Below are 25702 nucleotides of genomic sequence, written 5' to 3' on the forward strand. Positions count from 1 at the left end.
ATAATTAGAATTTATGAAAAGGGCTGTTTTTCTTCTTGCTAAGACGTTATTCAGCTGCTATCTTTATGGCTTTCAACCTTTTGACATACATAGGATCAGTAGCAAACCCCACTTTTTTTAAGAAAGCATAGTAATCTCCACCTTTGTAGTGCCTATCTTGCCAACGTTTGTAATAACGTACACATTCTTGCCAGTTATCGTACGACAAGTATTTCTTTTTATAATAAAAACCAAAAATATTATTCTTATTGAGCGAACAATGTGTACACTTAAACCACCCTGTTTCTTGGATCGCCTGCCTTAATACAATATCAGCATGTTGCACCCCTTCTTCGATTAATAACTCTCTTAAATTTTCGACAGTCAATAATGCATCATCTTCTGATGGTGGATTACTAAATGTAAAACTACTCAAGACAATAAACAAAGCTGTAACTCCTACGATTTTCTTCGTAAAGCGCTTCAATTTCTTTTTAGCTAATCTATACGCGATTGCATTGTTAGAAATACGTTGTTTTTTTGATTGTGTTAATTTCATTTTTCAAAAATTGCGGGTGCAAATGTATTCCATTTTTTTGAATCACAAAATTTATTTAACAATTTTAGTTAAAAGACTGAAAATGAATCATTTCTCATTTTATTCAACACCATTACTTGTTGTTGAAGCTGCTGATATCCTTTTTCATCATCTTTGGCGAAAAGGTATTTCTCTATGGCTTTAAGTTCATCAACAACTAATTCTTGCGCTTTGTTTTTTCTTAACCAAGCAACATGTTCTTTCAATAGCTGCTTTGCTTTTTGCTTAATTTCCTTTGGTAACACCTGAATATTATAATAGTTAGGACGTTCCAATAAATTGAGATAAATAGCATCTACAGATTGAATCAATTGATGTTCAAAAAAGTAACGATGTAAATCGAATAGCTGCAAAATATTTAGCGCACTTACAGTTGGAGCAATCTCAATCATTACATGTGGACATTCAGCTTTAATTTTTCGGATATTTTGAAGTAACTTTTCCCATTTCAAACCTTTACGAATCACCTCTACTCTTTCCGATAGGGCATCAATACTAATTGAAAGATGGACATTCTTTAACTGTTTCCAATACGCTAAAACCTCTTTATTTTTTAATTGAAGTTGAGAAAGGTTAGTATTGTAACGAATCCGAGTGTTAAAGGACTGCTTTTGAATTAATAAATCTAAAAAATCATAATGTTCTTCCATCAACAAAGGTTCTCCCCCTGCAAAATAGACTTCTTCTAATTCATCACTATAGCTTACAATATCTTCTATTAACTTGGTATTGTCTGTTGTTGCTTTAATGATTGCTTTATCTCCAAAATTATTTTTTAACACCTTGGCTTCTTCAAACCAACTCGAACTCGCTCCATGCCAACAGGTTCTGCATTTTAAATTGCACACATTACTATAACGAATATCAAGATAAACCGGTTTAGTTGGGTGAACATTTTCCAATGCAATAGGAATATAATCACTAAATTTTTCCAAGGTTTCTGTTCGTATACTTGCCTTACCTGCTGCTTCTTTATGATAACAAATTGAACAACGTTTATCTTTTTCTCCATCTAAGAGTTGGCTTCTAAAACGATTAATTTTATCGCCATTCCAAACCGTCTCTACAGACTGATTCCGAACACTACCGTAGGTAATTGAAGTATTACAACACGCATTGGCCTTACCATTGGTTCCAATGTACAAATGCACCCAAGGCATCAAACAAAAACTATCTTTTAATTCTTTTGGTAATGACATTTATTGCTGTTCTAGTTGTTGAATCACGAAAATAATTAAATAAATAGGGTTTAGAGCTCTCTTTTTTAGAATGTGTAATCTAATCTTAGATATTTCCATTTTTAAACTTAATGTTGATAACAATCACCTTACTTTAACACCAAATCTTCGATATCTAACTTTATTAACTCCCATACTTTTTCCTTATAACAGATTGGTAAAAAATCACCCTCAGCTTTTGAAAAATCTATCATTTTTTCCAGTAATTCATGTTTTGAGGATCCATACGGATATCTTTTAATATAAAACCCAATCATTTCATCTAATGTATAGATATCCAAGAGTTCATGGATATCCCAAAAATCTTTTTTACGCCCTCCATTTGCAATGACTTCAAATTTCATCGCAGCAACTTCCTCAATACTTGAGAACCTTATCCCACTTTCAATTATACAAGGAAAGACAAAAGTATCTGTATAAAACAGATCTAATTTTACTAATTCATGCTCATTATTACCTACAAAATAAGATTTTCCAATCCCTACCATTCCAACAGAAGGTTTCTCAACATAAGAAAAAGCTTCAGTCAATCTAGTTTCAAGTAAAGAAAAATCAATACTCCCATAGTCTGCATCTGTAAACAGATCAATATCAACTGATTTCCGATGTCCCAATTGAAGGCTTAATGAAGTACCTCCTACAATCCTAAAACTATCCAACTCTTTCATTGACATTAACTGTTGAAGAACATCCCAGAGTAAGTTTGAAACGGTATTAAGGTATAGTTTCATTATCTTAATTCATATACGCTAACGTTTCTCTCAAAAGAAGGCAGATAACTTCCATCAATTAACCTGACCTCCTCTACAACCACCTCTTTTCCATAAAAAGCTATTATCTCATTAATTTCGATATCATTTCCTCTTTCTAAAATTCGTTGAATAATGGCTTTTCTATTTTTTACCCAATCCAATTTCCTCATATCTGTATCCCAAAAAACTACACTTCTTATTTTAGTAAGATCTGGACCTGCTACTATTTCTGCCTCTGCTTTTACTTTCACATCGTAACTTGCCTGCAGTAACATAAAGTAATCCATTTCTGTATTAAAAACTTTAGACAGTTTAATGGAAAGACTAGGATTAATCCCTCTTCTTTGGTTGACTATAGCGCTGATAGTCTGCTTGTGCTCTCCTATTTCTTGGGCCAACTCAGAACTTTTTAAGTTCTGTTTGCTCAATTCCCTTTTTAACAACATCCCTGGATGTATCCCCTTTATCTTATTTAAGTTCGGTAACATGCTTGAATCGTATTTAACAGGAAGATACAAAACATTTTGATAGTAAACAAAATTGTTTACTATCAAATAGAGTAATTACATTATTTTTAACAGAAAGGCTTCATTTTATATCTTTTTAATACACCAAGCAATAAACAAACTCCCGAAATTCATGTCCAAAGATGGAGTTGAATTACTCTCTATCATCTAAATAACTAGCAGGTCCATGATAAAGTATACCGTTTACAGATTCGGTCTCTCTTTTAAATTGTTCCAGATTGATTGCTCCATCAAAAGTACCTGAATAAATGACTTGCTTTCCTATTTTAAATTTTAATCGAATTTTTGTTTTATAAGAACCCTCATATTTTTTTATTGGTACCATCACACATTTTCCAGCGGGTAACTTTAATGGACTAAAATAACTATTTCCACAACCGCTATATACCCAATATTCTATTGGTTGCCAATCTCCATTCTTATCAATCGCTTCCTGAATCATGATCAAACTTCCATCTTGTCTATCTGCATTAAAAATAGAATCTGTTGTGTTGACCAAGTAAGCTGTAAAATACCCCTTGGGAGCATCTCCTAACCATACAAAGCTCATGGTCTTTAAATCTTTAGGTTTTTGTTGTGTATTAAATTGAAAATAAAGTGCATTGGGCTTCACATCAATTAGAGTTGAATCGATAGTTAGGGGATCACTACTCTCATAAAATGCTCTTTGATTACCTTTTGAACGCTCCTTTTGTCCATACCCCACACCTATACTAACAACAACAATTAATAGCAAAATAATATTTTTCATACACTTCTATTTTATAAACCTAAGTACTTTCCAAAACTCAATAAAACTTAAACCTTATTTTAGGGTGTTTTATTGTGTTTTACAAGAGATATAATAGCTATTTCTCTATAGCAGTTTCAGGAGGGACAATTACTGAGCTTACATAAAACGCAGCGAGTGAATGAGGCATTTTAAAAATACGCATCAAATCTGCAACACCTTCTGCATCATTATAAATCCAAGTGCCATCATGGTCTCCTAATCCTAATTCTTCAACATCAATGGTGATAGGTATTAATTCTCCATCATCATTGTATTGGCACTCAAACAAAGCATCTCCTTCCCTAATTGATGAATCATAATAGTATTTAGTCGTTCCATTCCAATAAGGGACTTCATTTTCTATATCATCTGTAAAGCTGGAAACGATAACTTGATTCTCTTTATCAAAGACGGTATTAAATATCGTACTTAAAACCTTAGTACTTTCATAACAATACACCTTCTCATACCTCAACTCTCCTATAGTTTGTCGTGTACCTATAGAAATCTGTACACCTTTTAGACTGGGATTATTCAATATTTCAGAATGTTTTTGATCTCTTTCCATAAAAACCTCAAACTCAACCAACGCTCCATTTTTATACACCTCTTTCTTTTGATACGCTCCTTTGACCTCAGCTGGTTCTGCATAATAGTCGTCTGTAGGTAAGTCTACCTCTTTTATGACTTCATTCTTTTGGTTTTTGTAGATTATTTTTTTCATTGAGACTATTTTGAAGGAAAAAAAGCAATGAAGTTTACACTTCCAACTTATAAAGATACTCTTCTACCTCTTTTCCTCTTCCATTAGCAAAATCGGTATTTGTTCCTATTTTAAGAAAACCATTTCTTTCTAACACTTTTTGAGAACCATAGTTATCATATACAACTCTCCCCAAAAGTGGTCGATGCATTTCAATCTCAAGAAATAACCTTACTGCTTCCGAAACAATACCTTTTCCCCAATATTTTTTAGCTAAAGCATAAGTAATATCTGAGTCACCTCCCATTACAAACTTTACAACACAACCTACAACAATTTCATCTACTAGAATCGTTTGCATATTTACAGAATCTACAGACAATAACCGTGTCCATTTCTCTAGATAGCCCTCCTTATCATACGGATCTTTTGCTGTAAAAGCAGCCATAATAATAGCATCTTTATCTGCTTGGTTTTGGGAAAAAACTTCTAAATCTGATGTTATAGATTTTTTTAGTGTTATGTTCATGAATACAAGTTTATTACTGGCAAAGAAACTATTTTATTCTGGTATAGTCTCATCTTTTTTCTATGTCCTATCTCTGCAATACTATTTACAAAATATTCGTACCACTTTTTATTTTCATCTACATTCTAGTCCATAGAATCTATTGCCTCTTTTACAAATGTTTTTATTTCCAAAATTCCCACCATTTTTTATTCATAGACATTTCCCATTTACTATATTGTTTATCTATGATTAGCTTGAGCTTTTCATAATTATCCCAACTATTATTCACTTGAAAAACTGAATCGAAATTTGATGCTAATAAATTCGTATAATCATTAAAATAACCTCCAGATTCATAATAATACTTTGTAAAATCAAGCCCCTTTCTATTTAATTCTTGCTCCCAAAATTTACCATCACAGTAATCGAATAAAAACGCTCTTCCAGTAATCGATCTACTTCTCACATTCTCTACCCCTTCTTTTGATTCTTCTTTGTGAAAATCACTAATCAAATCATTATTTATAATCCATGCAAGGTACATTCCTATATGCGTACCACTATTTTCCTCTGGCAGGTTTTCTGGATAATCTTCATTTAAGTGCCAATCTACTCTGTCTATTGATGCCATTTTATTTTGTAAATAACGAAATTATATAAGATTAGTGATATACTTTAAAGATTCATTTTTATCATTTATACACCAAACAATGTAGATAAAACTACTTTATTCCATCTTAGTTTTTTTCAAAACAAAGATACCTAATAATGTAACTCAAAACCTCTTTTTTTTCTACAGCACTTTTTTTATTTCCTATTCCTTAACCGTCATCTTCTCGATACATTTTTGTTTTTTCCAAAAACAAAAACACTCGAAGTGACTAAAACAATGAGATAATTAGATAATGAGGTAATAAGATAATAACACCATCTCTCTTCTTTCTTCTATCTTCTTTACTCTATTCTCTTAACTCTATTTTCCTCCTAAAACATTTTGTCGTTAATTTTTAAACCATGATTTTTGCAAACTATATGCAAAATCGACCAACATATTTTCCTGCACTCTTGTTTGCGTTTACATTTTTATTTTGTGGTTTTTCTGTAAAAGGAAATCAATCCTTAATAGATTCTCTAAAAACAGAACTAAATAAGAGCTTACCTGATACTGTTAAAATTGAAATGCATTATCATTTAGCTGGGTTATCGATTTATAAAGACATCCAAGTCGCAGAGCGACATGTTGATACGGCTATACAGCTGTCTTTAGACCGCAACTTTATAGATGGTATTGGAGAGGGATATGGTTGGAAAGCATTTACCAACCACCAAAAAGGGAACTTTAGTGCCGCAATCGATTGGAATTTAAAATGTTTAAAGATTATTCAAGAACAGGGATATGAAAGTGAATACCCTAGAATACTTAACAATTTAGCAACTTTACATTTGGAATTACACAATTACTCCCAAGCCAAAGACTATTATGAACAGTGCATTACCATTAACGAAAAGAATGAACAGTTTAAAAGCTTAGGCTCTAACTACAATAACCTCGCTTTGATCTATCGGAACTTAAAAGACTGGAAACAAGCAGAACATTTTTATAAAAAATCAGAAGATATCCGCTTATCTATTCACGATTCTATTGGTTTAGCTTCTACCTATAGTAACTTAGGAACACTGTATGAAGACCAAGAGCGTTTAAATACTGCGTTGACCTACTATCAAAAAAGTTTATCACTCAGGTTACAAAAGTCAGATCGAAAAGGTATAGCGACTTCACAATATAAAATTGCTCATATTTTTTTACAACAAAACCAACTAACAGCAGCGAATCAATATGCTGACCAATCTTTAGCATTAGCCACACAATGGAAGTTTAAAGCCATAGAAAAGGAAGCTACAAAAGTTTTATACCTTGTTTATAAAGCTAAAAACAATTCTAATCAAGCACTTTACTATTTAGAACAATACAAACAATTAGATGATTCCTTAAACAGTATCCAAAACAAAAAGAAAATCATTGAAAGTGAATTCAAATTTGAATACAATAAAAAACATGTGATAGACAGTATCCAAAATGAAAAAATTCTGTTACAAAACGAGATTTTAGAAAAAGACAATAAAATTAAATCAAAAACACTGGCACTTCAAAAACTTTGGATTGGAGTTATTATTTTAGCTTTATTGACTTCGATTGTTTTCTTAACTTTAATTCGTAATAAAGCGAAAACCAATGAAGAATTATTAAGAGCTGAAATTAAAAATCGTTTAAACGATATTGTTGTCCTTCAAGAAGAATTAGAAGAACATAAAAAACAACCTAAAATTGCCTCTCAAACAATTAATTTTGCTTTACAAGATAAATTATCTCAACGCGAACAAGAAGTTTTAGACTTACTTATTTTAGGGCTTCCTAATAAAGCAATTGCCGACAAATTATTCCTATCTGTCAACACCATTAAGTCGCATATTAACAATTTATATGTAAAATTGGATGTCAACAACCGAACGCAAGCTGCTGTTAAAGGAAGTTTACTACAATCCCAGAAAAACAACTAAATCTAACCTTTTTTTTAACTAATTTCACCCATTTGGATGAGTTAAAATTCATTGTCATCCGTTAGTTTTGGCCATCATTTTTCAATAGAAATGATAAAACCAACTAACATCAAAACAATGTATACAACCACAAAAAAATCAACCGTATTATTATTGCTAACTTTTGCCCTATCTGCTGTTTTTGGGCAAGTTAATTTTGGAAAACTAAAAGACAAAATAAAAGTCCCTACAACAACCAATTCTAGTAACTCTTCTTCAAAATCAAACGCAGGTTCTAATTCCAATACCTCTACCAATTTTGCCAATAAAGGAAGAGCATGGTATGTAAGCAAAACAAATGGTTCAGGACAATTAGGTACCAAAGAAAGACCGGCTAAAGATCTGGGAAACATCATTCATCATTTAAAACCTAATGACATCATCTATATTGCTGGTGGTATCTACAAGAGTAAAGGATCTAGAGGTTCGGATGAAATTAATGTTCCAGTAAAGATCTACGGAGGTTACGACGAAACATTTACCAAAAGAGATCCATGGGGGGCTACTCAAACTATTTTCACAGGAACCAATGAGTATATGAAACTCACTCAACCTCGTTTATACATTCGTACAGACCAACAAAGAGAAAGTAACGGACAAAAATCAACAGGTTCATCTATTATTGTCGACGGAATTGTGTTTGATAATGGACCTAGAAATAGATACCATCAAAATAAAGATTTAGCGATTCGAAGAAAAGCAAGTCCTAACTCTGGACAAAACCCAAGTCCAGAATCAGGAGGAGTAGTAATTGTAGCGAGTAAGTTTACCAATGTAGCGGTTCAGAACTGTGTAATTATGAATACTGCACCAACAGAAGGCGCTCTATCTGTACGTATTTTCCATGGTGCTAAAGGAATTATTCAAAATAATTTATGCATTAACAATACCGGTTATGGGATTCACATTCGTTCAGGATATACAGGTTCAGATCCTAAATTGGTTCCAAACTTTGAAGTAAAACACAACACATCGTTATTCAATTGGAAACATGATGCTATTGCTTCTTATGGAGGAAATGCTTTAGCCTGTGATCAGTATTTAACTGCAACTATAGAAAACAATGTATTTGGATTTGGCCATCAAGGTGGAATTTATAACCCAGGAGCAAAAATCACCCTCAATAACAACTTATTTACTGGAAATTCTAAATACGACTATAAGGAACGTAACGACATGATGAAAGTAGATGATATTTTAGATGAGTCTACCGTTTTAGATCAGAACAGTATAGGAAACAAAGCAATGCTCATTAAAATTCCAATGGCAGAGCGTTGGGCCAACATCTATGGATCTAGAAAAGAAATCTCAAGAGAGGAAGTTGATGCTTCAGTTCACGCGAGTAATTCAGGAGCAAACCAATTGAGAAGTATGCTTGGCTTAAACTTACAAGCAGGAGGTACAAATATCGATGCTGAAATCTTTTTACCAAAATTAGAGATAGCTGAAGCTATACCAGTAGGATCATTACCTTGGGATGGAAAAGGTTGTCAAAAACCACAATAATACCATTTGTGATTTGAATTTACTTTAAAAGAAAAGGAAAAAGAATAATTTTATTTCAGTAAATACAAACTAAAAATGGTAGAACTATGCTACCAACAACAAAAAGACACCCCATACCCCTTAATATAATTACGGCAAGAAACACCCATCAGTTTCTTGCCGTTTTGCTATTAACTAACGCTGCTAAACAAACAATAGTCTTTCAAAGCCACGCCTTATGAAGAAAATCAAGATAAACTGTGTGCGTAAGTTATGTCGAATTCACGTTAGCTAACAAAAGAGTCTTATCTTTGCTTAAAATAAATTGCTATGGCAAAATTCACCTCAATTTTTATCATCTTCTCTACCTTTGGATTTATCAGCTGTAATTCTAGTAATAAAGAACAACAAGAAATCGTTACAGAAGAACCAAAAATAGCTTCAGAAATAATCGATTCAATTCCTGCAATTGATCCACAAGAAAAGTTAAAACAAGCTTATCAATTATTTAAAGAGGGAAATGATCAAAAATCCATTGAACTGGCGAATGAAGTCTTAGCCATAGGACGAACAACAAAGAACGACACCTTAGTTGGACAAGCGTTGACCTCATTGTGTCGTAATGCACAACGAAAATTAGATACTTTACGTTTAGCTGAATTAAGTGCTGAATTAGTAACATTAAGTGAAGCAACAGGAAATCAAAAATGGATGATGTACAGGGCACACATGAATGCAGAAATGTGGCGTTTAATTGGAAACATGGACAAAGCTGAAGCTTTTTATAACGAAAGTATGGACATCAGCTTTAAAATAGGAGCGACAGGAATGTACACTATCGATCACTTTAATAAATCCTTTGTTTCAATCGCCAAAGGAAATTATTCTGAAGCGAGAACACTGATCAACAAATACTACCTACTTGCTACTCCTAAAGGAGAAGCACCACAGGACGCTTATGGTTTAATCGCATTAGCTTATTTATTGGAACAAGAACAGAACTATCATGGAGCACATGAAGTAGCAACCGTCACAAGAAAATTGTTTAAAGAACAAAATATATTTCCAGAGCCACCTGATGAAAAACCTCTATTAGCCGTAGAAAAAGCTATACTAGAAAACTTAGATGAAGTTACTCGTCAAAAAATCAGTAAAGTAGCAACTTCTGAGTCTGTAAAAAGTCTTTTGGAGAAGTATCTTGAATTATAACTTCTCCTTTAAGTATTGTCCTGTATACGATTTTTTCTCTTTGACTAAATTTTCAGGTGTTCCTGCAAAAACTAAATCACCTCCATTTGCACCACCTTCAGGGCCTAAATCAATCACCCAATCGGCACATTTAATGACTTCTGTATTGTGTTCGATAATCATTACCGAATGGCCTAAATCAATTAGAGAATAAATGGCTGTTAACAATTTATCGATATCATGAAAGTGCAAACCTGTAGTTGGTTCATCAAAAATAAAAAGCGTTTTATTTTTGGCATTTTTCTTCGATAAAAACGAAGCCAATTTAATACGTTGTGCTTCTCCTCCACTCAATGTATTACTAGACTGTCCTAATTGAACATATCCCAATCCTACATCTTGTAATGGTTTAATTTTGGTAATAATTTTTTGTTCTATACGATCTAAATTTTGTGCAAAAAAATCAATAGCATCATCCACAGTCATGGTTAAAATATCATGAATATTTTTTCCATTATAACGAACTTCTAAAATGTCTTCTTTAAAGCGTTTTCCATTACAGACCTCGCACTCTAAATGTACATCTGCCATAAACTGCATAGAAACGGTGGTCACCCCCTCTCCTTCACAAGCATCGCAACGCCCACCTTCTACATTAAAACTAAAATGTTTGGGTTGATAACCGTTAATTTTAGACAGTTGTTGCTGTGCAAACAATGCTCGAATATCATCATACGCCTTGACATAAGTCGTTGGGTTCGATCGTGAACTTTTTCCAATAGGATTTTGATCTACAAACTCAATCTCAGTAATTGCTTTAAGGTCTCCACTTAATCCTTTAAAAGCACCAGTTTTATCTGCTGTTCCTCCATGGATCTTCTTCAATGCAGGATATACAATTTGTTTAATCAATGTCGATTTTCCACTACCACTTACCCCTGTTATAACCGTTAAGCATTCTAATGGTAATTCTACTGTAATGTTTTTTAAGTTGTTCTCTTGCGCTCCTTCGACCACAATACTTTTACTCCATTTTTTTCGATTTTTTGGGACAGGTATTTCCAGTTTATTCGTTAAATACTTAGCTGTTAAACTTCGATCACCATCAATCAACGCTTTGTGATCTCCTTGAAACACTACTTCTCCACCAAAAGAACCAGCCATAGGTCCCATATCAATAATTTCGTCAGCGGCTTTCATCACTTCTTCTTCATGCTCTACAATAACAACAGTATTGCCTAAAGCTTTTAATGATTTTAACACCTTTAATAGTCTAAGGGTATCACGAGGGTGCAAACCAATACTTGGCTCATCAAGAATATACATTGATCCAACCAAACTACTTCCTAAAGAAGTTGCCAAATTAATACGTTGAGATTCTCCTCCAGAAAGTGTATTCGACATTCTGCTTAACGACAAGTATCCTAATCCCACATCACTTAAAAAAGCTAGTCGAGAATTGATTTCAATAAGAATTTGTTTTGCGATTGTTTGATCATACTCATCCAATTCCAGCCCCTGCATCATTATTTTCGCTTCATCAATACTAGAAGCTGCTATTTCTGTAATTGAATATCCTCCAACTTTTACATAATTAGCATCCTTACGCAAACGAGAACCTTTACAATCAGGACAAGCTGTTTTCCCTCTGTAACGACTCAACATTACACGGTATTGAATTTTATACAATTGAGCTTCAACATCTTTAAAGAATAAATCTAAACCTCCAAAATAATCATTTCCTTTCCATAACAAATCAACTTGTTCAGCAGTTAATTCATTAAAAGGTTTATGAATAGGAAAATCAAAACGATGTGCATTCATCACTAAGGCTTCGTTCCACACTTTCATCTTTTCTCCTCTCCAACAAGCGATTGCACCCTCATAAATCGACAAGCTTTTATCTGGAATTACTAAATCCTTATCAATTCCCAACACATTTCCAAATCCCTCACAAGTAGGACAAGCCCCAATAGGATTATTAAATGTAAAAAAGTTGACAGATGGTTCAGTAAATGTCATTCCATCCAATTCAAACTTATTAGAAAACTTACGTTCAATTACTTTTTCTCCAAAACGAATAATGGTACATTCCCCTTCACCCTCTAAAAATGCTGTTTCTGTTGACTCTGCAATTCTAGCTCTGGCTTCATCGTCTAATTCTCTTTTCATTAAACGATCTATTAGCAATTGTGGCGCTAATGCGACTAATTCTTTTTCCGTTTTATCCAACAACGCATCAATTCTTTCAATTTTTTGCTCAACAATAAGACGCGAAAAACCTTGATCAATTAAAATCTCTAGTTGTTTTAAAAACGGTCTTCCCTTTGGCGGAGCGATTCGACAAGCAATCACATATTTTTCTTTATCCTCAAAAGACGCTATGTATTTGACAACATCAGCAACACGTTCCTTTTTAACTTGCTTACCAGAAACAGGAGAGTACGTTTTTCCAATTCGTGCAAATAACAACTTTAAATAATCGTATATCTCAGTAGAAGTGCCTACAGTAGAACGTGTATTACTACTATTTACTTTTTGCTCAATGGCAATTGCAGGAGCTATTCCCCGGATACCATCTACATCTGGTTTATCTAATTTACCTAAAAACTGTCGAGCATAAGAACTCAAACTCTCTACATACCTACGTTGCCCCTCAGCGTATAATGTATCAAAAGCCAGGGAAGACTTTCCAGAACCAGAAAGCCCAGTAATGACTGTCATTTTATTTCGAGGAATAGCAACATCGATGTTTTTTAAGTTATGAACACGAGCTCCTTTAATCAAAATATGACTGTGATGCGATTTATTTTTAAATGAATTTGATGCCATTTCGAACAATTTTCATCAAAAATAACATCTTTAACATTTCTATAACTTCAAACCTTAAAGAATCTTTGTCTATACAGCTATAAAAATATAGATTGCGTCGAATTTAAATACAATTATTATGGAAACTATTACAAATGCACTATCTGGTTTTTTAGGTGGAGCTATGGAAGGAATCGGTCAATGGGCTCCTAAATTATTAGGTGCTTTAATTGCTTTAATCATTGGACTTTGGATCATCAGGATGGTCATGAAAGGAGTTTCAAAATTATTTGAGACCAAACACATTGACGAGACCCTTAGGCCTTTCTTATTAACATTATTGGCTTTCTCTATGAAAGCAATGTTATTTATTTCAATTGCAGGTGTTGTTGGAATACCAATTGCAGCTTTTTCAGCATTAATTGCTGCGGCTGGTTTAGCTATTGGTATGGCATTACAAGGCTCTTTAGGACATTTAGCTTCTGGCGTAATGTTATTAATCTTTAAACCTTTTAAAGTTGGCGATTTAATTGAAGTTGATGGAGAACTTGGTTTTGTTCAGGAAATCTCAGTTTTTGTAACAATCATCAACACTTTCCAAAATAAAACTGCCATTATTCCTAATGGAACAATTACTGCATCAAAAATTGTCAATTATTCTAAAATTGGAAACATTAGAGCTGACATTCCCTTTGCTATTCGCTACGACGCTGACCAAGACAAGGCTCAGGAAATTGTCATGAATATTTTAAAGAATTCGGACAAAGTATTGCAAACACCAGCTCCATCTGTTTATATAACAGAATTAGGTGATAGCGCTGTACACTTTGTTGCGTTACCATACTGTACAGTAGAAGACTACTGGGATGTATTTTGGGGGTTAAGAGGAGAAATCAAAAAACAATTAGGAGAGAATGGCTTTAAAGCTCCATTCCAACAACGTGTAATTACACAAGCTTAATAGCAGATATAAAAAAAGTGTAGTTAAAAAGTAAGAGATTTATCATTTTCTTATTTAAAGCTTCTAATTATATTTGCGTCGAATTAAAACAAACTTAAGTATAAACTTATATTATTAAATAATAATTAATTAAAATGAAAAGAATAGTCAAAAGTACTTTGTTAATCGCTGGAGCGGCTTTAGTTTTTGGAAGTTGTGCAACATTAGCTAAACAACACCGCAAAGGGCAATCTGTAACTTTAGATCCTGAGCAAAAAGGAGCATTAGTTTTTGTAAATGGTGAATACAAAGGAAAATCTCCTGTAGTTTTAGAGGTAAAGCCAAAAGAGAAGTATGAAGTAACTTATTTAAAGAAAACTTACCTTTCTAAGACATTTAATGTTGAAAGTAAAGTTCTAAAAAAATGGGTAGTAAGAGATTTATTCTTAGGAGCAGGAATTGGTGCACCTATAACTTTCTTTGTAGATCATGTAACTGGAGCTTGGAAAGGTGTTGACGACAGAACGATTCCAAAATCGTTAACGCACTGGAGTAAAGTAGAAAACCCAGCTGATTACTTAAACCAACTGTTCCAAATTGAAGATTTATATTTTGAAACAGGAAGCGCAAAAATTAAAACAGCTTCTTATACGAACTTAGATAAGTTAGCTGGTATTCTAAATACTTACAAAGAAATCAAGTTAGGAATTCACGGACATACTGATAAAACAGGAAGTGCTGACCTAAACCAAAAACTATCGAACGATAGAGCAAACTCTGTAAAAGAATACTTAATTAGTAAAGGTGTAGCTACAGAGCGTTTAGCTCCAGAAGGACACGGACCTAGCTTACCAGTAATTAATGAAGATAATGAAGAAGCATACAAATACAACAGAAGAGTTGAATTTGAATACAAACTTTAATTGATCAAAAACCTTAATTAAAAAACTCGTTATCTAGCTTGGTAACGAGTTTTTTTGTTTTTATCCTTTTCCTTATAGCTCCTTAATATTATTGTTAACTTTGTAGTATACGCCCCAAATTATACTAAATCATGAATAAAACAATCATTTATGCAACGATAACTATTGGAACACTTTACACCAGTTGTGCTTCGATGGCTAAAAAAGAGTTAACCCAAAAAGTAGACTTTAACTTACAACAAGATAGTTGCCACGTTTTGGTTGATGGAAAATACATTGGTAAATCTCCAATATCTTACGACTTAGATATAACAAAAGAGCACGCAGTAACTTATGCCAAGCTTTCTTATTTACCACGAACATTTAAAATAGAAAGTAAGCGAAACAACAAATGGGTGGTTAAAGATCTTTTTGCTGGTGCTTTGATTTTTTCTCCGCTAACACTTTCGAAAGACAGTAAAACAAAAGCTTGGAATGAATTAGATACGAGTAATATGCCTACTGAATTGGTTCATTGGGAAGAAGCTTTGCCTCCAACAGATTACCTCAACACGTTATTTCAAATAGAAGATTTATACTTTGAAACAGCGAGTTATAGAATTTCAAGCAAGCACTATAAAAACATTGATAAACTAATTTCCATTTTTAAAAAATATCCTGATGTAAAAGTTGTCATTCATGGCCACAGTGATAAAAAGGGAAATGAAGCCAACAACAACTCATTATCCGTCAAAAGAGCTGAAGCTGTTAAAAAGCACCTCATTAATCAAGGGATTCAATCAGAACGTATTATTACAGTTGGACATGGATCTTCACAGCCTGTATATAATGATACAGATCAAAGTTTATTTTATCAAAATAGAAGAGTTGAATTTGAGTATGTACTTTAATAAAAAAGCCTAAAACAAATTTGTTTTAGGCTTTTTAAATACTATTTAATTTCTTTTTAGAATAAACCGTGTAACTCAGCATCAATCGCTTGAATAATGTTTCCTAAATCCTCTGGGTTATCTCTAAAGTTGTTTTCTTCAACATCTATAATCAATAACTTACCTTTATCATAAGTTGAAATCCAAGCCTCATAACGTTCATTTAAACGTTTCAAATAATCGATACGAATACTTTCTTCATAATCTCTCCCTCTACTTTGGATATTTTGAACCAACTTAGGCACTCCAGCTCTTAAATAAATTAATAAATCTGGTGCAGATATAAATGACTCTAACAAGTTAAATAATGAGAAATAATTCTCAAAATCTCTCGTAGTCATCAATCCCATCGCATGTAAGTTAGGAGCAAAAATAAAAGCATCCTCATAAATGGTTCTATCCTGTATAATTGTTTCAGAACTTTGCTTAATATCTTGAATTTGAGTAAATCGACTATTTAAGTAATATACTTGCAGGTTAAAAGACCAACGTTGCATTTCATCATAAAAATCCAATAAATAAGGATTCTCCTCAACATCTTCAAAGTGAGGTTTCCAATTATAATGTTTTGCCAAAAGATTGGTTAATGTTGTCTTTCCAGCTCCTATATTTCCAGCAATAGCAATATGCATGTTGATATTCTTTTTATAAGTTAATTTCCTAATTAGCTAACGTAAAGCGTACTTTTTATCGCTTCAATTAACTTTTTAATATTTGGTAATGCTTCATCAATTAAAGGTTGAGCAAAAGCAAATGGAGTATCTGTTTGTGTAACTCTATGTACAGGCGCATCTAAATAATCGAAAGCATAACGTTGGATATGGTATGCTAATTCACTTGACATTGAAGCAATTGGCCAGCTTTCTTCCAACACTACACAACGGTTTGTTTTCTTAACAGACTCTATGATTGTTGGATAATCAATTGGGCGAATAGTTCTCAAATCTATAATTTCGCACTCAATACCGTCTTTAGCTAATACCTCCGCAGCTTCGTAAGCAACTTTGATAACCTTACCAAAAGAGACGATAGTAACATCTGAACCTTTACGTTTTACCGCAGCTTTTCCGATAGGAATAAGGTATTCATTCTCTGGAACCTCTCCTTTATCTCCATACATTTTTTCTGACTCCATGATTAATACAGGATCATTATCTCTAATGGCAGATTTCATTAACCCTTTAGCATCATAAGGATTGGATGGAGTTACCACTTTTAGTCCTGGTACATGCGCATAAAATGATTCAAAACTTTGTGAATGCGTTGCTGCTAATTGTCCAGCAGTACCATTACCTCCTCTGAAGACGATAGGACAGCTATATTGTCCTCCGCTCATTTGCAACATTTTCGCTGCACTGTTAATAATTTGATCTGCTGCAAGAATAGCAAAGTTCCATGTCATGAACTCAACAATTGGCCTTAACCCATTCATAGAAGCTCCAACAGCAATACCAGCAAAACCAAGCTCAGCAATAGGAGTATCTATAACTCTTTTAGGACCAAATTCATCTAACATTCCCTGGGAAACTTTATAAGCACCATTGTATTCTGCTACTTCCTCTCCCATTAAAAAGACATTTTCGTCTCTTCTCATTTCTTCGCTCATCCCTTCTCTTAGGGCTTCTCTGAATTGAATTTCTTTCATGTAATTGTTGCGTTTTAGGTTAACAAAAATAGTCTTTCTGTTTGAAATAAAAAACTTCCAATGATGAAAAGTAAATATTTAAATAAAGTATGCGTGCATAACATTTTTTTTTATTACTTTTGAGAGAATTAAAAAACTAAACGATCACATTGATCAATATATATTAACATTAATCAAGTAAAATTATGAAATTATTAGTTTGTATCAGTAAAGCACCAGATACTACATCTAAGATTGCATTTACTGATGGAGACACCAAGTTTGATGAAAACGGTGTTCAATACATTGTAAATCCTTATGATGAGTGGTATGCATTAGTTAGAGCTTTAGAATTAGTTGAAGCTAACGGAGGTACAGTAACAACCATCACTGTAGGTACAGCAGCTGATGATCCAACAATAAGAAAAGCATTAGCAATTGGAGCAAATGATGCAGTAAGAATTGATGCAGAACCAACAGATTCTTACTTTGTTGCAAAACAAATTGCTGATTATGCAAAAGACAATGGGTTTGACATTGTTTTAACAGGAAAAGAAACTATTAACTACAATGGAGCTCAATTAGGAGGAATGATTGCTGAGTTTTTAAATCAGCCTTACGTTTCTTTAGCTGAAAAATTAGATGTTGCTGGGAATGTTGCTACTTTAGAAAGAGATGTTGCTGGAGGATCAGAAGTTATTGAAGTGAACACTCCATTTGTATTGAGTGCTGCTAAAGGTATGGCTGAACAAAGAATTCCTAACATGAGAGGAATTATGGCAGCTAGAACTAAGCCTTTAAATGTCGTTGCTCCATCAGGTTCTGAAGCACTTACAGAAGTTGTTTCATACGAACTACCACCAGCTAAATCAGCTTGTAAGTATATCGATGCAGACAACATGGACGAATTAGTAGATTTATTACATAACGAAGCAAAAGTTTTATAAGATATGTCAGTAATAGTATTTGTAGAATCAAAAAATGGAAACGTTTCTAAAGCAGGTTTAGAAGCTGTTTCTTATGGAAGTAAAATTGGAGATGTTACTGCTGTAACTTATGGAGATGTTGATGCTTCTGTATTAGGAGAATATGGTGCTAAAAAAGTTTTAGTACATAAAGGATTGAGCGTTGCAAACGACCAACAAGCCACAAAATTAGTTGCTGCAGCTGTAGCCGAAACTGGAGCTGAAGTGGTAATCTTCTCTCAAGATCAAACAGGAAAAGCTATTGCACCAAGAGTTGCTGCTGCATTAAATGCAGGACATGCTTCTGGAGCTATAGATTACCCTAAAACTGACGCAGGTTTTGTTGTAAAAACAAATGTATTTTCAGGAAAAGCATTTGCTAACGTAAAAATCAACTCAGATAAAAAAGTTGTTTCTTTATTACCCAACTCTTTTTCACCAGAAAAAGTTGGAGGAAGTGCTGAAATTTCTGAAGTTTCATACGATTTAGGAACTGCAGGAATCACAGTAAAAGAATTAAAATCTCAAGGAGAAGGTGTTCCATTACCAGAAGCTGAATTAGTTGTTTCTGCTGGTAGAGGATTAAAAGGACCTGAAAACTGGGGAATGGTTGAAGATTTAGCTGAAACCTTAGGAGCAACAACTGCTTGTTCTAGACCAGTTGCTGATATTGGTTGGAGACCTCACCACGAACATGTTGGGCAAACAGGTTTGGCAATTCGTCCTAACTTATATATTGCTGCTGGTATTTCTGGTGCTATTCAGCACTTAGCAGGTGTAAATGGTAGTAAAACTATTGTGGTAATTAACACTGATAGTGAAGCTCCTTTCTTTAAAGCTGCTGACTATGGAATTGTTGGAGATGCTTTTGAGGTATTACCAAAGTTAAATGAAGCGATCAAAAAGTTTAAAGCTGCTCAATAAAATTTTGTAGTTATAAATTCATTAAAACGTCCTATTAAATTCTAATAGGGCGTTTTTTTATTCGCTAAATTGTTATTAACTAACAGTCAATTTTTAAAACAAAATGAAAAGAAAGGCATACAGCCAACAAAATATTATTATTTTCGTATCTAGAGATAACTTGAGTGGATTAAACTCGAATCCCTATTTATGGAAAAAGTAAAATTAAATATCGTTGGGCTATCTTATAGTCAAACACAATCTGGAGCTTATGCGCTCGTTTTAGGTGAGGAAAAAGGAAAAAGGAGATTACCCATTATTATCGGAGGGTTTGAAGCTCAAGCCATAGCTATTGAGCTAGAAAAAATGGCTCCAAGTCGTCCGTTAACACACGATTTATTTAAAAATTTTGCAGAACAATTTGATATTCATATCAATGAGATTATTATTTATAATTTAGTTGAAGGCATTTTCTTTGCAAAACTCATTTGTGAACAAAATGGAAAAGAAATAGAGTTAGACTCTAGAACTTCAGATGCCATTGCTCTAGCTGTTCGTTTTAACTCCCCTATTTACACTTATGAATTTGTATTAAAAACAGCTGGTATTGTTCTAGAAGATGACAATTATTCTGATGACTCTGAAAATGAAGAACTTGTTTTAGAAGAGGAAAGTCCTAACGAGACTATAGAGACATTATCTACTGAAGAGTTAAACACCCAACTAAACGATGCTATTGAACAAGAAGATTACGAAACAGCATCTAGAATTAGAGACGAAATAAATAAGAGAGAGAACAAATAATCCTTTCTAATCTCACTAATATTTTTAAGAACATTATGAAGTACCTATATCAATCATTACTTGTTTTAATCTTTTTAATTATTAGTGTCCCCCTCTCTTTTAGTCAAAGTCTAAAAGAGCGTATTGTTGCTGAGTGGAAATTAGCCGAGACCGTCTATACAGATGCTACACACACTCCTTTTGATACCAACAGCTATTTTTTAAAAATAAATGCTAATGGTAGTTACGCTTTTAATTTAGGAGAAGATCCTACAGACACTACCAAAGGAACTTGGGAATTAACCAATGAGACATTAACACTATACCCACTTGCTGATAACTTTTCAATTAAGGTGGATTCAGCCTTTATCGAACTAGATTCTTCGAATAGAGAAATCAAATTTTACGCAGATGGCAATCACTTTATGTCTAATAAAAATGGGCAATTAGAACAAAAAGTTGCGCTATTAAATTTCGAGATCACCGAAAGTAGCGAAGGACAATTACATCTAAAATCTGGTGAAGAGACTTCTGTATTCCATATAAAAAAATCAAAACCTCAAGCTGAACCAAGTTTTACTTTCTCTTCTATTATCAGGGGATTAATTGGGATGTTCTTTTTGGTGCTTATAGCTTGGTTATTTAGTACCAACAGAGGGGCTATTGACTGGAGATTAGTCGGAACTGGACTTTTATTTCAATTAATCATAGCTGTACTTGTTCTAAAAGTTGGTTGGATAGAATACGGTTTTGAAAGAGTTAGTAAAGGCTTTGTTGGTTTAATTGAATATACCAATTATGGCGTTGACTTTTTATTTGGTCAATTTGGCATAGGAAAGATACAGTCTCCGCTTTTAAACTTTGCTTTTAAAATCTTACCAACTATTATCTTTTTCTCAGCATTAATGAGCTTATTATATTACTGGGGAATATTACAAAAAATCGTTTACGTATTTGCTTGGGTCATGAAAAAAATCATGCGCCTTTCAGGTGCAGAAAGTTTAGCTGCAGCAGGTAATGTATTTTTAGGACAAACAGAGTCTCCATTATTAGTCAAACCTTATTTAGGTAAGATGACCAAATCTGAAATTATGTGTTTAATGACCGGAGGAATGGCAACCATTGCTGGAGGGGTACTTGCTTCTTATATTGGTTTTCTTGGAGGGGACGATCCTGAACAACGTGTCTTTTTTGCCAAACACTTATTAACGGCATCCATAATTTCCGCTCCAGCAGCTATTGTAGCCGCCAAAATTTTAGTTCCTGAAACAGAACAAATTAATACAGACCTTTCTATTTCTAAAGATAAAATTGGTACCAATGCATTAGAAGCTATTTCAAATGGTACTTCTGATGGCTTAAAACTAGCAGTCAATGTTGGTGCGATGTTGTTAGTTTTTATTTCCTTAATGGCGCTAGGTAATGGAATTTTAGGATGGATTGGTGGATTTGGAGGAATCAATGATTGGATTGCTGCCAACACACAATATTCAGTACTTTCTTTTGAATTAATTTTAGGATATATAGGAAGACCTATTGTTTGGGTTATGGGAATTGATTGGTCTGAATCTATTTATGTTGGAGAACTATTAGGAACAAAGACAGTTGTTAACGAGTTTGTTGGGTATATCAAACTTGGAGAAATGAAAAACGCTGGTGTATTATCTGAAAAATCAGTAATCATGAGTACTTATATGTTATGTGGCTTTGCCAATTTTGCTTCTATTGGAATTCAAATTGGAGGTATTGGAGCATTGATTCCTAGTAAAAAAGGATTATTATCTCAACTGGGAATGCGTTCTTTGGTTGGCGGAACTGTTGCATGTTTATTAACGGCAGTTGTTGTAGGAATGATGTACTAAACCTAACATTATGAGTCCACAAAGTTTTGATTATTCCGATCTTTTTAAGCTCCAAAAACAGCATTTTCAATCTGTTTTACAACAGGAACGTTTATACGCTAGAAAAGAACGGTTACTGAAAATTAAAAAGTGGATCAAAAAACACCCAGACTTAATTAAAAAAGCGCTTTATAAAGACTTTAAAAAGTCGCCTCAAGAAGTCGCTATATCTGAAATTAAACCTGTAATTGGAGAAATTAATACTGCCTTAAAAAAACTTCGTGATTGGCATCAACCTCAACGCGTAGGAACTCCACTAACGTTAATTGGAACTCGAGCAAAAATTGTTAAAGAACCTAAAGGAGTAACGCTAGTCATCGCGCCATGGAACTTTCCTTTTATGTTGGCCATTGGACCAGTTATCTCAGCAATTGCTGCTGGTAATACTATTGTGCTGAAACCATCAGAAATGACACCTCATACTGAAAAGTTGATCCAGCAAATGATCGAGGCTATTTTTGATAAAAAAGAGGTTGCTGTTATTACTGGAGGAATAGAAGAAACCCAAGCATTATTAGAATTACCTTGGAACCATATTTTCTTTACAGGAAGTCCACAAGTTGGAAAAATCATCATGCAAAAAGCTGCTAAACACCTCACTTCTGTGACATTAGAACTAGGAGGAAGAAATGCAGCAATTATTACCAAAAACACCAACTTAAGAGCTACTGCAAAAAAGCTAGCTTGGGGAAAGTTCTTTAACAATGGACAGTCCTGTGTCTCTCCAAATTATCTATTAATTGATGCAGAAGTAAAAGAAGCTTTTATCAATGAACTTAAGTATGAATTTGTAGAAATGTATGGAAACTACCCCAAAGAAATAAAGGCTAATCCCGCTATAGCAAGAGTAGTTAACCACAAACATTTCCAAAGAATATGTAAGCTTGTAGATCACACACTCTCAGCTGATGGCAGTATTGTTTTTGGAAATCACAGAGATGCAGAGGAAAACTACCTTTCCCCTACTATTTTAACCATCAAATCTACTGATTCTCCCATTTTTCAGGAAGAAATATTTGGACCTGTTTTGCCTATTTTAGAATACAGAAACTTGGATGAAGCTCTAAAAATAATCAATGCAGTAGAACCTGCTTTAGCACTTTATATTTTCTCTAATTCAAAGCGTACACAACAAAAAATTATAAGAAATACTTCCGCAGGAACAACAGTAATTAACGATACCACAATTCAATTTGCTCACCCAAATTTACCTTTTGGAGGTATTGGAATGTCTGGAATGGGAAAAGCTCACGGCTATTTTGGTTTTCTAGAGTTTACCAATCAACGAGCTGTCTTAAAACAAAGAAAGAAATTGACTACCTCACAATTAATCTACCCAAAATATAATGCAATTAAAAACCTAATTATCAAGTATATTACTTGGTATGAGTAAACAACAATTATGAAATATTTTGTACTACTATTACTTACGACAGCAACCTTTGTAGTTGCTTTTTCTCAAAATATTGGAATCAACCAAGCCAACCCTACCAATTCGCTTCATGTTTCTCCTGTTAACCTTGGAGATAATCCCTTGCGTATTGATGGCGTACAAGCCTATGCTGTTGGAGACACTTCGCTTTTAATGATTAATACAACTACAGGTATTGTTAAATACATTAACCCTGCTGATTTTGTTTCTATTATTAGTGGTGGTGCTGGCTTAGGAACAGACAATCAAAACATTGACAGTTTAACATTGAATGGACTTACATTAACTACTTTTATTGAAAATGGAAATCCTGCCAATGTTGATTTAACTCCACTAACTGATAGTGCTGTTAATAATATCATCAATAATGCTGACACCTTATTTTCAAGCAGTTCTTTTATTGATAGTGTAACAACATTACTATATAATAATGCTGATACTTTATTAAGCAACACGACCTTCATCAACAATTTAAGAGATTCCATTGATACAGATGTTGATAGTGTGACACTTACAGGTACTACCCTAACCATCTACGAAAATGGTAATGGTGTATTTGTTGATTTAAGTTCGTTGAGTGATGCTGATGCCGATCCTCAAAATGAAATTCAGGATTTAAACTTAACAGGAAATAACTTAACCATTACCAACAACTCCACTCCCACTGCAATAGATTTAAGTCCGTATTTAGACAATACTGATGCGCAAACGCTTTCTTTATCTGGAAATACGTTAACAATTAGTAACGGAAATAATGTCACACTAACAGACAATGTTAATGATGCTGACAGTGATCCAACCAATGAAATTCAAACCATTTCAAAATCAGGAAGTACTGTTACATTGAGTAATGGAGGCGGTTCTTTTACTGATGATGATACTCAATTAACCGAAGCTCAAGTAGATGCTTATGCTAATAACAATGGCTATTTAACATCTTTTACCGAAGTGGATGGCTCTGTTACCAATGAGTTACAAACCATTTCAAAATCTGGAAGTACTGTTACGTTGAGTAATGGTGGAGGATCATTTACTGATGACGACACTCAATTAACTGAAGCTCAAGTGGATGCTTATGCTAATAACAATGGGTATCTGACTTCTTTTACTGAGGTCGATGGCTCGGTTACCAATGAGTTACAAAACCTTTCTTTAAGTGGAACGACTTTGAGTATTAGCAGTGGGAATAATGTTAACCTAAGTGCTTTTAATGGTGATATTACAGGGGTAACTGCTGGCGTTGGATTAACGGGCGGAGGTACAAATGGAGCTTTAACGATTAATGCTGCTGCTAATAATGGAATTACAGTTAACGCTGGAGCGGATAGAATCCAATTAGGGGGAGCTTTAGTTCAAAACACGACAATAACAAATGGTAACTTTGGAATGACCTTTAACCTTAATGGCACAGGTGATTTTACCGTTCAAGATGCAGGGGTAAGTCACTTTCAAGTTGCTGACAATGGGCTTACTTTCTTCGGTGATGATGCTTATTGGAGAGATGGAACTACTGGCGGTACCAACTTGATGTCGCTCATAGACGATGGGGATGATGGGAGGTTAAGAATTTATGAAAATGGAGTGCCTTCTGTTGACTTAGATGCCAACTCTCAATTTGTCTTCAATGAACAGGGGTTAGACAGAAATTTTAGAGTAGAATCAAACAATAACTCAGCAATGCTATTTGTAGATGCCGGCACAAATAGAGTGGGATTAGGCATTACAGGACCATCCAGCACTTTAGATGTGAATGGTAATGCTAGAATTAGAAATATTCCTACAACTTCTTCGTCTGCTGCTGCTCCTCTATATGCTGATGCTAGTGGAAATATCTATAAAAAAACCTCAACTTTTAATAGTGGGGTTAATGGTTTTAGTATTTTGCCCTCTGGTATGATTATGCAATGGGGAACAATTACCAGTGTTCCTTTAAACCAATCTTTTAACACGGTTACTTTTCCTATTGCTTTTCCAAATGCCTGTAGAAACGTTCAAGCTACTATTCATCGAAATGCGGCAATCAGTGGAACAGTAGCTACTGTTGTTAGAAATGTAAGTAATACTGGATGCCAAATAGCTGGAGACCATGATACCAGCGTTAGTACAGGTAATATTAATTGGTTTGCTATTGGCTTTTAAA

Annotated in this window: 23 protein-coding genes; 12 read left to right on the forward strand and 11 right to left on the reverse strand. The window is 33.8% G+C overall.

Annotation, left to right across the window (positions count from 1 at the left end; all coding sequences use genetic code 11):
• Positions 1–46: 46 nt before the first annotated feature.
• The 8 genes from N4A35_02435 to N4A35_02470 form a co-directional block, all read right to left on the reverse strand.
• Positions 47–538 (reverse strand): glucosaminidase domain-containing protein, encoded by a 492-nt coding sequence (locus N4A35_02435; GenBank protein ID MCT4580248.1) that lies wholly within the window; start codon positions 536–538, stop codon positions 47–49.
• A 68-nt stretch (positions 539–606) separates the two neighbouring features.
• Positions 607–1776, reverse strand: a complete 1170-nt coding sequence (locus tag N4A35_02440) for a twitch domain-containing radical SAM protein (protein ID MCT4580249.1) — start codon at positions 1774–1776, stop codon at positions 607–609.
• A gap of 128 nt (positions 1777–1904) precedes the next feature.
• Positions 1905–2546, reverse strand: coding sequence for a nucleotidyl transferase AbiEii/AbiGii toxin family protein (locus N4A35_02445; protein MCT4580250.1), 642 nt, complete (start codon positions 2544–2546; stop codon positions 1905–1907).
• Positions 2546–3055 carry a HigA family addiction module antitoxin gene (locus tag N4A35_02450; protein ID MCT4580251.1) on the reverse strand — a complete coding sequence of 170 codons (510 nt, stop codon included), beginning with the start codon at positions 3053–3055 and terminating at the stop codon, positions 2546–2548. Before N4A35_02450 ends, N4A35_02445 begins: the two co-directional genes overlap by 1 nt.
• 172 nt (positions 3056–3227) lie before the next feature.
• The gene (locus N4A35_02455) at positions 3228–3845 is read right to left on the reverse strand and encodes a hypothetical protein (GenBank protein MCT4580252.1); all 618 of its coding nucleotides are present in this window, start codon (positions 3843–3845) and stop codon (positions 3228–3230) included.
• Between the two features lie 97 nt (positions 3846–3942).
• Positions 3943–4590 carry a hypothetical protein gene (locus N4A35_02460; GenBank protein MCT4580253.1) on the reverse strand — a complete coding sequence of 216 codons (648 nt, stop codon included), beginning with the start codon at positions 4588–4590 and terminating at the stop codon, positions 3943–3945.
• A gap of 34 nt (positions 4591–4624) precedes the next feature.
• Positions 4625–5098: a GNAT family N-acetyltransferase gene (locus tag N4A35_02465; protein MCT4580254.1), complete on the reverse strand. Its 474-nt coding sequence runs from the start codon at positions 5096–5098 to the stop codon at positions 4625–4627.
• A gap of 163 nt (positions 5099–5261) precedes the next feature.
• Positions 5262–5711, reverse strand: coding sequence for a hypothetical protein (locus N4A35_02470; protein MCT4580255.1), 450 nt, complete (start codon positions 5709–5711; stop codon positions 5262–5264).
• Between the two features lie 383 nt (positions 5712–6094).
• On the opposite strand from N4A35_02470, the gene N4A35_02475 reads away from it, so the two are divergent.
• From N4A35_02475 to N4A35_02485, 3 genes are all read left to right on the forward strand, one after another.
• Positions 6095–7639, forward strand: coding sequence for a tetratricopeptide repeat protein (locus tag N4A35_02475; GenBank protein ID MCT4580256.1), 1545 nt, complete (start codon positions 6095–6097; stop codon positions 7637–7639).
• 117 nt (positions 7640–7756) lie between these two features.
• A complete protein-coding gene (locus tag N4A35_02480) occupies positions 7757–9184 on the forward strand; it encodes a right-handed parallel beta-helix repeat-containing protein (GenBank protein ID MCT4580257.1) in 1428 nt (475 codons plus the stop codon).
• 309 nt (positions 9185–9493) lie between these two features.
• Positions 9494–10372, forward strand: coding sequence for a hypothetical protein (locus N4A35_02485; GenBank protein ID MCT4580258.1), 879 nt, complete (start codon positions 9494–9496; stop codon positions 10370–10372).
• On the opposite strand, the gene uvrA is transcribed toward N4A35_02485, so the two are convergent.
• Entirely contained in the window at positions 10367–13183 is a 2817-nt protein-coding gene (gene uvrA, locus N4A35_02490; protein ID MCT4580259.1) for an excinuclease ABC subunit UvrA, read from the reverse strand. The genes N4A35_02485 and uvrA overlap by 6 nt on opposite strands.
• A gap of 118 nt (positions 13184–13301) precedes the next feature.
• Between uvrA and N4A35_02495 the strand changes: the two genes are divergently transcribed.
• The 3 genes from N4A35_02495 to N4A35_02505 all read left to right on the forward strand — a co-directional run bounded on the left by N4A35_02495 (position 13302) and on the right by N4A35_02505 (position 15915).
• Positions 13302–14123, forward strand: coding sequence for a mechanosensitive ion channel (locus N4A35_02495; GenBank protein ID MCT4580260.1), 822 nt, complete (start codon positions 13302–13304; stop codon positions 14121–14123).
• 134 nt (positions 14124–14257) lie between these two features.
• A complete protein-coding gene (locus N4A35_02500; GenBank protein MCT4580261.1) occupies positions 14258–15025 on the forward strand; it encodes an OmpA family protein in 768 nt (255 codons plus the stop codon).
• A 131-nt stretch (positions 15026–15156) separates the two neighbouring features.
• Positions 15157–15915 carry an OmpA family protein gene (locus N4A35_02505; GenBank protein ID MCT4580262.1) on the forward strand — a complete coding sequence of 253 codons (759 nt, stop codon included), beginning with the start codon at positions 15157–15159 and terminating at the stop codon, positions 15913–15915.
• A 56-nt stretch (positions 15916–15971) separates the two neighbouring features.
• On the opposite strand, the gene N4A35_02510 is transcribed toward N4A35_02505, so the two are convergent.
• Together N4A35_02510 and N4A35_02515 are read right to left on the reverse strand one after the other, a co-directional pair.
• Positions 15972–16586 carry a deoxynucleoside kinase gene (locus N4A35_02510; GenBank protein MCT4580263.1) on the reverse strand — a complete coding sequence of 205 codons (615 nt, stop codon included), beginning with the start codon at positions 16584–16586 and terminating at the stop codon, positions 15972–15974.
• Between the two features lie 32 nt (positions 16587–16618).
• Positions 16619–17629: a pyruvate dehydrogenase complex E1 component subunit beta gene (locus N4A35_02515; protein MCT4580264.1), complete on the reverse strand. Its 1011-nt coding sequence runs from the start codon at positions 17627–17629 to the stop codon at positions 16619–16621.
• Positions 17630–17784: 155 nt separating this feature from the next.
• Here N4A35_02515 and N4A35_02520 point away from each other — a divergent pair, with 155 nt between their 5' ends.
• The 6 genes from N4A35_02520 (at position 17785) to N4A35_02545 (ending at position 25701) form a co-directional block, all read left to right on the forward strand.
• Positions 17785–18525: an electron transfer flavoprotein subunit beta/FixA family protein gene (locus N4A35_02520; protein MCT4580265.1), complete on the forward strand. Its 741-nt coding sequence runs from the start codon at positions 17785–17787 to the stop codon at positions 18523–18525.
• A gap of 3 nt (positions 18526–18528) precedes the next feature.
• Positions 18529–19467, forward strand: a complete 939-nt coding sequence (locus N4A35_02525) for an electron transfer flavoprotein subunit alpha/FixB family protein (protein MCT4580266.1) — start codon at positions 18529–18531, stop codon at positions 19465–19467.
• A 189-nt stretch (positions 19468–19656) separates the two neighbouring features.
• Positions 19657–20250, forward strand: a complete 594-nt coding sequence (locus N4A35_02530; protein MCT4580267.1) for a DUF151 domain-containing protein — start codon at positions 19657–19659, stop codon at positions 20248–20250.
• 35 nt (positions 20251–20285) lie between these two features.
• Complete coding sequence (locus N4A35_02535) at positions 20286–22091, forward strand: Na+ dependent nucleoside transporter (GenBank protein MCT4580268.1); 1806 nt, start codon at positions 20286–20288, stop codon at positions 22089–22091.
• A 10-nt stretch (positions 22092–22101) separates the two neighbouring features.
• A complete protein-coding gene (locus tag N4A35_02540; GenBank protein ID MCT4580269.1) occupies positions 22102–23523 on the forward strand; it encodes an aldehyde dehydrogenase family protein in 1422 nt (473 codons plus the stop codon).
• 9 nt (positions 23524–23532) lie between these two features.
• A complete protein-coding gene (locus tag N4A35_02545) occupies positions 23533–25701 on the forward strand; it encodes a hypothetical protein (protein ID MCT4580270.1) in 2169 nt (722 codons plus the stop codon).
• Position 25702 lies beyond the last annotated feature (1 nt).

Source organism: Flavobacteriales bacterium, assembly GCA_025210295.1.
GTDB lineage: Bacteria > Bacteroidota > Bacteroidia > Flavobacteriales_D > Parvicellaceae > S010-51.